This is a genomic window from Azoarcus indigens, from assembly GCF_004361735.1.
In the GTDB taxonomy this organism is placed as follows: domain Bacteria; phylum Pseudomonadota; class Gammaproteobacteria; order Burkholderiales; family Rhodocyclaceae; genus Azoarcus; species Azoarcus indigens.
Window position 1 is genome coordinate 42,898 of record NZ_SNVV01000031.1, and the last position, 11,902, is coordinate 54,799.

Genomic DNA, 11,902 nt, shown 5'->3' on the forward strand with positions numbered 1-11,902 from the left:
GGGCTGACCCGCCGCCTTCCAAAGCAAAAACGGCCACCTCGCGGTGGCCGTTTCTCCATCCCCAATGTTGCAGCTGCAGCTTAGTGCCTGGCCGCCGCGCCGTCGTCCAGGGTCCAGGCGATGACGCTGTCGCCGGCCTTGGTGTCCATGCGGTCGTGGCCGCCGATGGCGGCGACGATGTACTGCTTGCCATCCACCGTATAGCTCATGGGCGCGGCCTGCGGGCCGGCGGGCACGCGGGTTTCCCAGACGAGCTTGCCGGTGCGGGTGTCGAAACCGCGCAGGAAGTTGTCCAGCGAGGCGCCGATGAAGGTGAGGCCGCCGGCGGTCACCAGCGAGCCGCTGTTGTTCGGCGTGCCCAGCTCGAACTTCATCCTGGACGGGATGCCCATCGGGCCCTGGTCGTAGCCGGTGCCCAGCGGACGGCGCCAGATCACTTCCTGGGTGCGCAGGTCGACGCCGGAGATGTAGCCCCACGGCGGCGCGATGCACGGCGTGTTGAGCGGCGACATCCACGGCTCCTTGCGCGCGCCGTAGGCCAGGCCTTCCTGCGCCATGTAGCCCTTGACCTTGCTCTTGCCGTTGAACACCGACACCACGCCCATCTCGTTCATCACTTCGCGCGGATACACATGCTCGGTGTAGGGCAGACGGTTGCTGTTCATCACCATGATGCCGCGCTGCAGGTCCACCGCCACGCCGCCCCAGTTGATGCCGCCATGGTTGCCGGCGTAGGAGAGCGAACCTTGCAGGCTGGGCGGGGTGAACATGCCTTCGTAGCGCAGCTGCTTGAACTGGATGCGGCAAGCCAGCTGGTCGAAGGGGGTGATGCCCCAGGCGTCGGACTCCTTCAGCGTTTCGTAGTCCTTGCTCGGCGGGCCCACGGTGTTGGGCATGCCGGGCGACACCGGCTGGGTCGCGGCCGTCCAGTCGCCGTGGTCGGTACCCTGCGGCACCGCGATCTGCTGCACCGGCATGATGGGCTCGCCGGTCGCGCGGTCGAGCACGAACACCTGGCCGGACTTGGTGGCCTGGATCACCGCCGGGCGGCGGCTGCCATCCGGCATCGGCCAGTCGACCAGGTTGGGCTGTGGGCCGATGTCGTAGTCCCACAAGTCGTGATTCACCGTGCGGAAGTGCCAGCGCTCCTTGCCGGTCACCGCGTCCACCGCGACCAGCGCGGCGGTGTATTCCTCCTCGGCGGCGGTGCGTTCCTTGCCGAAGAAGTCGCCGGCGGCGTTGCCGGTGGGCAGATAGACCAGGCCCAGCTCGTCGTCGGCGGCCATCAGCGACCAGACGTTGGGCGTGGAGCGGGTGTAGGTCTGGCCTTCGGGCGGCTCAGCGGTGATCGCCGGATTGCCCAGGTCCCAGGCCCAGCGCAGCTCGCCGGTGATGGCGTCGTAGGCGCGCACCACGCCGGAAGGCGCGTCGCGTTCCTGGCCATCGCGGACCTGGCCGGTGGGCTGGATCACCACGCCGCGCATCACCACCGGCGGCGAGGTCGGGCCGACGAAGCCGGGCTTGGTGTTGCCGGTGCCCTTGTTCAGGTCCACATAGCCGTGGTCGCCGAAGCCTTCGCACAGCTTGCCGGTCTGCGCGTCGAGCGCGCCCAGGCGGCCATCGACCATTGGCCAGAAGATGCGGCTGGCGCACTCGCCCGTGGCCTGCGGCGCCTGGTAGTAGGACACGCCGCGGCAGGTCGTGGCGGCCACGCCGGCCATCGCCTTCTCGTTGGTCCTGGGGTCGAAGCGCCAGCGCTCCTGCCCGGTGGCGGCATCCACCGCGATCACCTTCTGCGTCGGCGTGCACACATAGAGCAGCTCGCCCACCTTCAGCGGCGTGTTCTGGAAGGCGTAGCCCAGCTTGGAGTCGGCCGGCTTCAGGTCGCCGGTGTGGAACTCCCAGGCCACCTTCAGGCCCTTCACGTTCTCCGGCGTGATCTGGTCGCCCGCGGTGTAGTGGTTGGACAGGTTGGAGCCGGCGTAGGCCGTCCAGTTGCTGGCGTCGTGGCTGGCGCCGACGTTGCCGTCGGGGCTGGGCACCGTCGTGCGGCTGAAGGGCTGCATGTCCGCCGCCGTGCCGGCTTGCGCCAACTCCACATTGGTGGGGAACAGCAGCGGCCCCAGGATCAGCGCCGCGCCCAGCACCGGCAGCACGCCGGCCACCAGCGCATAGCCCCGGCGGGACATCGGCGCCAGGCGTTGCCGCGCCCCCTTCCACAGCGGCAGCAGCACCAGCCCGAGCACCGAGATCCACGCCAGGCGCGGAATCAGCGCCCAGCCGTTCAGGCCGACTTCCGCCAGCGCCCATACGATGGTCGCGGCCAGGGTGGCCCCGAACAGCCAGAAGCCGGCACGCCGGCCCACGGCCATCAGCACGCCGGCCAGCAGCAGGGCAAAGCCCGCCAGCAGGTAATACCAGGAGCCGCCAACGGCGGCCAGTTGTCCGCCTTGGTATGCGAGCGCGGCGCCCACCAGGCCGATCAGAATCGAATAGCCGGTGAACAAACGCGCTCCCATGCCAATGGCTGGAGCGTTCTTGGACATAACTCTCTCCGTCGTTATTCAACGAATAACGCTTGGTCGCTTGTGGCGAACTTTTGATTGGATTGGGGTTGGGGCGGCAATTCTCCGCCCCGGCGCCGGGAATTGGGACTCGTATTTTCCGAATGCGGTTTCCCGCAATGGAGTGCGGAAAACCATTAAACGCTTGCGGATATAGGGTTAATCCGGCATTTACCGGCAATTCCTCCGCGATTCAGCCCATCCCGGGCAAAGTCATGTGCCGCAAGGAAAAAAACGGATTCTTCAATCCAATCCGACGCGGAGCAGGCCGATTCAGGCAAATCCGCCGCGCCAAAGATCCATATAAGCCGGAAATGAAAAACCGAATGAAACCCGAACCCGATCCGGAGCTGGCGAATTGCATTTCCGCAGGCGGACGAATAAGCGGAGCGGGACTCCCGGTTCGAACGCCACGCGCCTGCGGCCCCTCATCCGGAAAGCACTTTCCCTTTCCAGCCTGCGAACCGCGGAGAGGCCAGCCGCGACGCCCACCGCCGTCGGCGCGGCATAGAATCCGCCGCCACGTTCCCTCTTCCCGCCCATGCCCCACCTCACCCTCCTCCACGTCGACGATGCCCTGATCGTCGCCGACAAGCCCGCCGGGCTGCTGTCGGTGCCGGCCGGCGGCGCTGCCGCCCAACGCGACAGCCTGGTGACACTGGTGCAAGCGTTGTACCCGGACGCGCTCATCGTCCACCGCCTGGACGCCGCCACCTCCGGCCTGGTGCTACTGGCGCGCGGGATGGAGATGCTGCGCCGGCTCAGCCTCGCTTTCGAACAACGGGTAATAGGCAAGACTTACATCGCCCGCGTCTACGGCCATGTCGCCACGGACAGCGGCGATATCGCCCTGCCGCTGGGGCCCGACCCGGACAATCGCCCCCGCCAGCGGGTGGACCACGCCGCCGGCCGCTCCGCCCTCACCCGCTACACGGTGGACAGCCGCGAAGGCGCGGGCGAAACCGCCACCACCCGCCTCACGCTGAAGCCCCTCACCGGCCGCTCCCACCAGCTGCGGGTGCATCTGCAGGCCCTCGGCCACCCCATCGTCGGCGACCCGCTCTACGCCCCGCCCGAGCTCGCAGCGCAAGCCGGGCGGATGTGCCTGCATGCGGCGGCGATCAGCTTCATCCACCCGGAAAAACGCACGCCGATGCAGTTCGGCAGCCCGGCGCCGTTCTGAGACGACAACTCGGCGGCAGCTGCAAGGCCGCCGCGGGAACAGGGGGGAAGCGCTTGAGCCTGGGCGACGCCGGGCCCGCCACGGCGGCAGGCTCAGGCCGCGCTCAGGCCGCCACCTTCTCCAGCAGCAGCGGCTTCACCTTCGCCACCCAGGTGTCGATGCGGTCGTTGGTGTACATGCCCTGGGTGCGCTCGTCGATCACCAGGCCGACGAAGCGGCCGTCCTTCACCGCGGCCGACTGCTGGAAGGTGTAGCCCTCGGTGGGCCAGTCATCGGCGATGATCTCGGCGCCGTAGCCCTTGAACACCTCGTACAGCCGCATCAGCGAGCTGCAGAAGCGCTCCGAGTAGCGCTCCTGCGCGCCCAGGCCGAAGAGGGCGATGCGCTTGCCGGAGAAGTCGGTGTTCTTGTCCAGCTTCACCAGGAACTCCTGCCAGTTCGGCTCCAGGCAGCCGGCGGCGAGGCCGGGAATCTGCTCGTTGCCGTAGCTGGGCGTGCCGAGGATGAGGGCGTCGTACTGCAGCATCTCGGCCGGTTCGATGCGGGTCACGTTGAGCGGCTTGGCGGCGATCTCGTCGCCCAGCTTCTTGTGGATTTTCTTGGCGATGAGGCGGGTGGTGCCGGTTTCGGTGCCGAAGAAGATGCCGATCTTGTCCATGGTCATGGGCGTCCCTTGAGTGGTCGGGTGCAGGACGCAGGGTTGCGGATGCGACCACGCCGGCGGCTTTGTCGCGTGCCGCACATGCGCGGGCGCCCCGCCGCCGGCTGCAAAGCCAGGCAGGGCCAGTGCCTGCGCGCGTCGGCGTTCGACCGGCTGCGTCTGCCAGCCGGTCATCGCAAGAGGCGTACCGGCCCGTGCCGGGGCGGAAAAACAGGGAGAAGCCGGCGCCCGTTGGCGGAGAAAAAGCCCGGCTCAGCGCCGCGCCAGCAGCACGCCGCACTCCAGGTGGTGGGTGTAGGGGAACTGGTCGAAGGCGGCGGCGGCGGCGATGCGGTGGCTGGCCTGCAGCGCGGCGACGTTGTCGCGCAGCGTCTGCGGATTGCAGGAAATGTAGAGGATGCGGTCGAAGCCGGCCGCCAGCGCCAGCGTGGCCGCGTCCAGCCCGCTGCGCGGCGGATCGACGAACAGCGTGGAGAAGCGGTAGCCGGCCAGCTCCACGCCCTGCATGCGGCGGTACTCGCGGCCGCCGGCGAAGGCGTCGCTCAGCTCCTCGCTCGCCATCCGCACCAGGGTGACGTTGTCCACGCCGTTGGCTTCCAGGTTGTAGCGCGCCGCCGCCACCGAGGTCTTGCTCATCTCGGTCGCCAGCACGCGGCCGAACAGCGGCGCCAGCGCCACGGTGAAGTTGCCGTTGCCGCAGTACAGCTCCAGCAGATCACCGCCCAGGTTCGCCGCCTGCGCGCGCGCCCAGCGCAGCATGTGGCGGTTCACCTCGCCGTTGGGCTGGGTGAAACTGCCTTCGAACTGCTGGTAGCGCAGCTGGCGGCCATCCAGCTCGAAGGACTCCAGCAGCCAATCCCGCTCCAGCACGATCTTCTGCTTGCGGCTGCGGCCGATGATGAGCACGCCCAGCTGCGCCGCCAGCGCCCGCGCCGCCGCTTCCCAGGCCTCGTCCAGCGGCCGGTGATAGACCAGGCTCACCAGCAGCTCGCCGCTCAGCGTCGCCAGGAACTCCACCTGGAACAGCTTGCGCTTGAGCGCTTCCACGCCCTGCACCGCGTCGCGCAGCAGGGGCATGGCGCGCGCGATCGGCGCCGCCGCGGGCGGGAAGTCCGCCAGCAGCACCGGCGTCTTGGGCGCGGCGGGGTCGAACATCGCGTAGTCGATGCGGCCATCGTGATGCCAGATGCGGAACTCCGCCCGCAGCCGGTAGTGCAGCGGCGCGGAGGCGAACACCTCCGGCTCCGGCAGCCCGCAGGCGGCGAAATCCTGCTTGTAGCGGGACACCTTGTCGGCGAGTTGGGCGGCGTAGTTCGCGGGGTCTATCTGGGGCAGCGGCATGGCGAAGCGGGAAGATGAGGAAAAGGCGGGAGAAAAAGGCGCCGTGCGAGCCCGGGCCGGCGCGGCGAGGGGCGGACTATACCGCGTAGCGGCGCGGCGGCTGTGGAAGAACTGCTCAGCAATAGCGCGGCGAGCGGGAGGCGCCGTCGCCGGTTTCACCGCGTCCGGCTGTTCCGTATACGCAGCCGGCGGAAGAAGCAGCGCACCGGCAAAGCCGGAGGGGCAGAGAAGCTTCGTTCGGGAAAAAGACAAGCGCCGCGGGCGCGGCGCTCAGCGGGGTGCGTCAGGACAGGATGCGAAGCCGGCGCCCGCCTCAGCGCCGCTCATCCTCCCTCACCTCCCGGATCACCTCGCCCTCGATCACCATGCCGCCACCGGCACCGCCCGCCGGGCCACGGCCGCGCTGGGTGCCGCCGGCACCTGCACCCGCCGCGGCGCGTTCGCGCATCTGGCGGCGCACCGCGCGGGTCTTCCACCACAGGTAGCCCCAGGCGACAGCGCCCAGGGTGAGGACGATGGCGAAGAAGACCACCGAGAACATCAGCGACACCGCGAACAAGGCCAGCGTGCTCAGCACCGCGACGATCTTCTGCAGCAGGCTGGGCGGGCCGCCCTGGGGGCGGGAGAGGCGTTCGTAGAAAGCGTTTCTGTGCTGTGAATACATGAGATTCCTTGCGGCAGCGTCAGCGCTGCGTTGAAAAAATGTAAGGAGTCAGAGCCCGCGGGGCGGAAAAGATTCCTACCGTAACCGATTGCCGCCATGCTCGCATTGGAGCGCAGCCGGCCGCCGCGCCACCGGCAGTGGATGCGCCAGGCATTGCCTGGGCGCCCGGCGGGCCGGCAATATGCGGCGTCCCGCCTCGCCAGCCTTGCCCCTTCTGCCACCGATACCGCTCCCGATGACGCTGCACCGCGCCCTGCTTTCGCCCCGCTCCCCTGCCGGCGCCCGCCGCGCCGGCCACATCCCCGCCTGTCTGCCCAGCGTGGGTGGAAGGCGGGCCGCGCACCACCTCGGCAATCGGGCATCCACCCCCCTGCCGGCGCCGCGCGCGCGGTGGCGGAGAGCCGCATGAGCACCGACATCCTGCTCGTTTTCGGCCTGCTGGCGGCCTGCGTGCTCGCCTTCATCGTCAACCGGCCGCGCATGGACGTGGTGGCGATGATCGCGCTGGTGGCGCTGGTGCTGGGCGGCATCCTGACCGTGCCGGAAGCGCTGGCCGGCTTCAGCGAGCCCAGCGTGCTGCTGATCGCTGCCTTCTTCGTCATCGGCGAAGGGCTGGTGCGCACCGGCATCGCCTACCGGGTGGGCGACTGGCTGGTGGCGCGCGCCGGCAGCGACGAAACCCGGCTGCTGGTGCTGCTGATGCTGGCGGTGGCCGGGCTGGGTTCGATCATGAGCTCCACCGGCGTGGTCGCCATCTTCATCCCGGTGGCGCTCAGCGTCGCCGCCCGGCTGGACATCTCCCCCGGCCGGCTGATGATGCCGCTCTCCTTCGCCGGCCTCATCAGCGGCATGCTCACCCTGGTCGCCACGCCGCCCAACCTGGTGGTGAACAGCGAGCTGGCGCGCACCGGCCACAGCGGCTTCGGCTTCTTCTCCTTCACCCCGATGGGCCTGCTGGTGCTGGCGATGGGCGTGGGCTACATGCTGGTGGCGCGGCGCTGGCTGGACGGCAGCCGCCACGGCGCAGGCGCCGCCGCCCGCCCGCGCCGCCGCCTGCGCGACCTGGTGCGCGACTACGGCCTCGCCGGCCGCGCCCGCCGGCTGCACGTGGGCCACGGCTCGCCGCTGGTCGGCCACACGCTGGGCGAGCTGCACCTGCGCAGCCGCTTCGGCGCCAACGTGGTCGGCGTGGAGCGTCAGCGCCACTTCCGCCCCATCCTGCTCAACCCCGGCGCCAGCCGCGAGATCCTGGCCGGCGACGTCATCCTGGTGGACTTCCTGCAGGCCGACACCGACCTCAGCCACTTCTGCGAGTCCATGCATCTGCAGCCGCGCGCCTTCAAGGGTGACTATTTCACCGACCAGTCCCGCGACCTCGGCCTGGCCGAAGTCTCGGTGCCGCCGGACTCCAGCCTCATCGGCAAGACGGTGCTGGAGCTGGGCTTCCGCTCCCAGCACGGCCTCAACGTCGTCGGCCTGCGCCGGCGCCGCGGCGCGGTGGCGGATTTCCTCAACAAGAAACTGCGCATCGGCGACACCCTGCTGGTGGCCGGCACCTGGAAGGCCATCCGCCTGCTGCAGGCGCAGGGCCACGACTTCCTGGTGCTCAGCCTGCCGGCGGAAATCGACGAGGCCGCCCCCGCCACCCGCCGCGCGCCCTTCGCCCTGGCCACGCTGGCCTTCACCGTGGCGCTGATGATCAGCGGCGCGGTGCCCAACGTCATCGCCGCCTTCCTCGGCTGCCTGCTGATGGGCGCCTTCCGCTGCATCGACCTGGACAGCGCCTACCGCGCCATCAACTGGCAGAGCCTCATCCTCATCGTCGGCATGCTGCCCTTCGCCACCGCGCTGCAGAAGACGGGCGGCATAGACCTCATCGTCGGCGGCCTGCTGGAGGTCGCCGGCGACGGCTCGCCGCGCATGCTGCTGACGGCGCTGTTTCTGCTCACCGCAGTGGTCGGCCTGTTCATCTCCAACACCGCCACCGCGGTGCTCATGGCGCCCATCGCGGTTGCCACCGCCACCCAGGTCGGCGCCTCGCCGCTGCCCTTCGCGATGACGGTCGCCATCGCCGCCTCCGCCGCCTTCATGACGCCGGTGTCCTCGCCGGTGAACACCCTGGTGCTGGGGCCAGGCAAGTACCACTTCATGGACTACGTGAAGGTGGGCGTGCCCTTCACCGCGCTGGTGATGGCGGTGAGCATCCTGGTGCTGCCGTGGCTGTTTCCGCTCTAGCGCGCCGCCTTCACATCATCCCCAGCCCGCGCAGCACCATCACCCCCACGCTGGTACACAGCAGCGAACCCAGCGTGGTGAGGGCGATGGTGTTGGCCGCCAGCGTGGCATTGCCGCCCATGGCGCGCACCATCACATAGCTGGCGGCGGCGGTGGGCGCCGAGGCCATCAACATGACGATGCCCAGCTCGATGCCGCGGAAACCCAGCGCCATCGCGCCCAGGGTGAACAGCAGCGGCACCAGCACCAACTTGCCCAGGGTGGAGATCAACGTATTGCCCATCTCGGCGCGCAGGCTCTTGAAGTCCAGCGAGGCGCCGGTGCACAGCAGCGCCAGCGGCAGCGAGAGGTCGCCCACGTATTTGCCGGCCTGCATCATCACCTTCGGCAGCGGCAGTTGCAGCCAGGACACCGGCAGCGCCAGCACGATGCCGATGATCAGCGGATTGGTGACGATGCCCTTGAGCATGCGCCCCGCCCCCTGGCTCTTGTGCAGCGAGCGGCTGAGGGTGACCACCGCCAGCACGTTGAACAGGATGGTAACCATGCCCATGTACAGCGAGGCCGCCGCCAGCCCGGCCTCGCCATAGGCATTCACGCAGTAGGCCAGGCCGATGATGCCCATGTTGGAGCGGAAGGCGCCCTGCACCACCACGCCGCGGTCGCGCGCCGGCTGCACGAACACCCTGGCCACCCACTCCATGAACAGATAAACCGCCAGCGTCATTCCCAGGCCGAAGGCGATCAGCGCCGGGTTGGCGGAATCCTCGATGCGGGTACGGGCGATGGCGAGGAACATCAGCGTCGGCAGGGCGATGGTGAACACCAGCCGCGAGCCGACGGCGACGAAGGCATCGGTGAGCATGCCAGTGCGCATCAGCAGCACGCCCAGCCCCAGCAGCACGAAGATGGGCCCGGTGACGGTGAAGGAAAAACCCAGGACGCCGAAGAACTCCGCCATGACCGCTACCGCCCGCCGCTGCGACAAAGGGCGCAACTCTACGCGCCGGGTCCGGCGGGAACAATGCCTGCCGCCCGCCGGGAAAGCGCAGCGCAGCCGCGGCCATCCGGATGGCATCGCGGCCCATGCGCCTGCGCCCTGCCAGCGCCCCGAGCGGCGGGCTGTGCCTCATGCGGGTTGGCAGGCCGGCCGCGCCCTCCACCCGCGGGGAGCCGGGGATGTCCCGGCAGCCACCTGCCGCTGGTGATCGCCCGCGGGCAATTGGCTCGCACAGCGCCAGACGTCACCCGCCGACGATGCAAACCGGCGGCAGATCAGGCCGCCCGGCCCAGCGCCTCAGTCCACGCAGCGCAGGAAGAACCGCCAGGCCAGCTTCAGCGCATCCGGCCCCTGCGGATCGGAAAATGCCTGCCGGCGGTGGCCGCCGCTCCAGGCATGGCCCAGGCCGGCGATGCGCACCAGCCGCAGGTAGGGCCGGCCGGCACAGCCCCAGTCGGCCACGGTGGCAGGGTGGCGGCGGCCGCTGCGGGCGATGCGCGGCGCGCTCACCTTCAGCCGTTGCGCCGCTGCCAGCTCCCGCCACAGCTGGGCGGTGGCCTCGGCACTGGCGGGCGCCACGCTGTGGTCGGACTCGCCGTGGATCAGGATCAGCGGCGGCGGCAGCTTGCCGGCGAGCTGGCGGCGGGCGCGGGCGAGGTCCGGCGCGCGGCGGCCGCGCATCGCCTGCAGGCCTTCAGTGGAATTGCTGGCGGCGCAGGGCACCGCGCCGGAATGGCTGCCGGCGGCGACGATGCGCCCGGGGTAGGCCAGCGCCAGGCTGGCCGCCATCGCGCCACCGGCGGAGAGGCCGAGCACGAACAGGCGGTCGCGCCGCAGCGGATGCAAGTTGCAGACGTGGTCGACGATGGCCATCAGCGTCGCCTCCTCGGTGCGCAGCACCGCCTCGCCGCGGAACCAGTTCCAGCAGCGCTGCGGATTCGCCTCCCGCGCCTGCTCCGGCAGCAGCGCGGCGAAACCGGCGGCGCGCGCCACCGCCGCCACGCCGGTGGCGATGGCGAAGCTGGCGGCATCCTGGCCGCAGCCGTGCAGCAGCATCAGCAGGGGCAGCGGCCGGCGCAGGCTGGCGCCGGGCGGCAGGTAGAGGCGGTAATGGCGCATCGCCAGCGGCCCCAGGCCCCAGCGGCCCTCCACCCAGCGGCCGCCGCCGCGCACCTTGGCGGTGGCGGGCGCCGGCGCGGCCGGCGTCACCACCCCGCTGGCGAGTTGCGTGGCCGCCTTGCGCAAGGCCTTTCCCCGGCTGGCGCTGGCCCGCCCGCCAACGCGGCTCAGCTGCTCGGCGGCGCGTGCGCCGCTGCGGGCGAGATCGAACCAGGCGCCTATCCAGCGCCCGCGCTTGCGCCTCATGGGCAGCCCCCCGCGAGCGCCGCGCCGGGCACGCTTTCCGCTGATAATCCGCTCTCGTCACCCCCGTCCGAGGCCACGCCCATGTCGCTTCCCTCCAACATCGTTCCGGTTCCCCTGCCCAAGGCCCATCGCCTGCTCAACCACGGCCCCACGGTGCTGGTCTCCAGCGCCCACGGCGGCCGCCGCAACGTCATGGCGGCGGCCTGGAACATGACCCTGGACTTCGAGCCGCCCAAGATCGCGGTGGTGATAGACCGCAGCACCTACACCCGCGAGTTGCTGGAAGCCTCCGGCGAATTCGTCATCGGCCTGCCGTCGCGGGCGATGGCCGCCACCGTGGTGAAGGTAGGCTCCACCACCGGCCACGACGGCGACAAGTTCGCCGAACTCGGGCTGGAGAGCTACCCGGCCGCCAAGGTGGCCGCGCCGCTGGTGGCCGGCTGCGTCGCCTGGCTGGAATGCAGGCTCATTCCCGAACCGCACATCCAGCAGCGTTACGACCTCTTCCTCGGCGAAGTGATCGCCGCCTGGGCCGAAGCGGAGGTCTTCCCCGACAGCCACTGGCAATTTCCCAGCCCGGCGCAGCGCACCATCCACCATGTGGCCGGGGGGCATTTCTTTGTCACCGGGGAGGCCTTCGAGGTGCCTGGGCGCAGCTGAATTGAACCGCGGACCAGCGGCGAGGCGGACTGCTTCTCCCCTCGCGGGGCGTAGGCGGAAAAAGCGAAGCACGGCTTCTCCTGCAAGGGGCGGCTACGTTGTGGTCCCGCGGGGCGGCCCCCTCTCCCCCGGCCCCTTGTATGTTTCTCTCCAGCCGATTTTTAATGAACTTGATCTGTAGAGGGACGGGCCGTAGACGCCCCCCTTTCTCCAGATTTCGCGGTTTCGG

At 69.8% G+C, this 11,902-nt stretch carries 9 protein-coding genes; 3 read left to right on the forward strand and 6 right to left on the reverse strand.

The window, feature by feature from the left end:
• Window positions 1–80: 80 nt before the first annotated feature.
• Window positions 81–2,546 carry a membrane-bound PQQ-dependent dehydrogenase, glucose/quinate/shikimate family gene (locus tag C7389_RS22740; RefSeq protein WP_133594957.1) on the reverse strand — a complete coding sequence of 822 codons (2,466 nt, stop codon included), beginning with the start codon at window positions 2,544–2,546 and terminating at the stop codon, window positions 81–83.
• Between the two features lie 559 nt (window positions 2,547–3,105).
• On the opposite strand from C7389_RS22740, the gene C7389_RS22745 reads away from it, so the two are divergent.
• Window positions 3,106–3,747 carry an RluA family pseudouridine synthase gene (locus C7389_RS22745; RefSeq protein ID WP_133594958.1) on the forward strand — a complete coding sequence of 214 codons (642 nt, stop codon included), beginning with the start codon at window positions 3,106–3,108 and terminating at the stop codon, window positions 3,745–3,747.
• Between the two features lie 103 nt (window positions 3,748–3,850).
• Here the strand turns inward: C7389_RS22745 and C7389_RS22750 are convergent, their stop codons facing one another.
• From C7389_RS22750 to C7389_RS22760, 3 genes are all read right to left on the reverse strand, one after another.
• Window positions 3,851–4,411: a flavodoxin gene (locus tag C7389_RS22750; protein WP_246034937.1), complete on the reverse strand. Its 561-nt coding sequence runs from the start codon at window positions 4,409–4,411 to the stop codon at window positions 3,851–3,853.
• Between the two features lie 249 nt (window positions 4,412–4,660).
• A complete protein-coding gene (gene trmA, locus C7389_RS22755; protein ID WP_133594959.1) occupies window positions 4,661–5,749 on the reverse strand; it encodes a tRNA (uridine(54)-C5)-methyltransferase TrmA in 1,089 nt (362 codons plus the stop codon).
• Between the two features lie 313 nt (window positions 5,750–6,062).
• Window positions 6,063–6,413, reverse strand: coding sequence for a hypothetical protein (locus C7389_RS22760; protein WP_133594960.1), 351 nt, complete (start codon window positions 6,411–6,413; stop codon window positions 6,063–6,065).
• A gap of 405 nt (window positions 6,414–6,818) precedes the next feature.
• On the opposite strand from C7389_RS22760, the gene C7389_RS22765 reads away from it, so the two are divergent.
• Window positions 6,819–8,648 carry an SLC13 family permease gene (locus C7389_RS22765; RefSeq protein ID WP_133594961.1) on the forward strand — a complete coding sequence of 610 codons (1,830 nt, stop codon included), beginning with the start codon at window positions 6,819–6,821 and terminating at the stop codon, window positions 8,646–8,648.
• Window positions 8,649–8,658: 10 nt separating this feature from the next.
• On the opposite strand, the gene C7389_RS22770 is transcribed toward C7389_RS22765, so the two are convergent.
• Window positions 8,659–9,609, reverse strand: coding sequence for an AEC family transporter (locus C7389_RS22770; protein ID WP_133594962.1), 951 nt, complete (start codon window positions 9,607–9,609; stop codon window positions 8,659–8,661).
• Window positions 9,610–9,945: 336 nt separating this feature from the next.
• Window positions 9,946–11,013: an extracellular catalytic domain type 1 short-chain-length polyhydroxyalkanoate depolymerase gene (locus tag C7389_RS22775; protein ID WP_133594963.1), complete on the reverse strand. Its 1,068-nt coding sequence runs from the start codon at window positions 11,011–11,013 to the stop codon at window positions 9,946–9,948.
• Between the two features lie 81 nt (window positions 11,014–11,094).
• On the opposite strand from C7389_RS22775, the gene C7389_RS22780 reads away from it, so the two are divergent.
• Window positions 11,095–11,673, forward strand: coding sequence for a flavin reductase family protein (locus tag C7389_RS22780; protein ID WP_133594964.1), 579 nt, complete (start codon window positions 11,095–11,097; stop codon window positions 11,671–11,673).
• Window positions 11,674–11,902 lie beyond the last annotated feature (229 nt).

Coding starts and splice junctions, on each gene's coding strand:
- C7389_RS22740 (WP_133594957.1), bottom strand. CDS start 2,546: ATGTCCAAGAACGCTCCAGCCATTGGCATGGGAGCGCGTTTGTTCACC.
- C7389_RS22745 (WP_133594958.1), top strand. CDS start 3,106: ATGCCCCACCTCACCCTCCTCCACGTCGACGATGCCCTGATCGTCGCC.
- C7389_RS22750 (WP_246034937.1), bottom strand. CDS start 4,411: ATGACCATGGACAAGATCGGCATCTTCTTCGGCACCGAAACCGGCACC.
- trmA (WP_133594959.1), bottom strand. CDS start 5,749: ATGCCGCTGCCCCAGATAGACCCCGCGAACTACGCCGCCCAACTCGCC.
- C7389_RS22760 (WP_133594960.1), bottom strand. CDS start 6,413: ATGTATTCACAGCACAGAAACGCTTTCTACGAACGCCTCTCCCGCCCC.
- C7389_RS22765 (WP_133594961.1), top strand. CDS start 6,819: ATGAGCACCGACATCCTGCTCGTTTTCGGCCTGCTGGCGGCCTGCGTG.
- C7389_RS22770 (WP_133594962.1), bottom strand. CDS start 9,609: ATGGCGGAGTTCTTCGGCGTCCTGGGTTTTTCCTTCACCGTCACCGGG.
- C7389_RS22775 (WP_133594963.1), bottom strand. CDS start 11,013: ATGAGGCGCAAGCGCGGGCGCTGGATAGGCGCCTGGTTCGATCTCGCC.
- C7389_RS22780 (WP_133594964.1), top strand. CDS start 11,095: ATGTCGCTTCCCTCCAACATCGTTCCGGTTCCCCTGCCCAAGGCCCAT.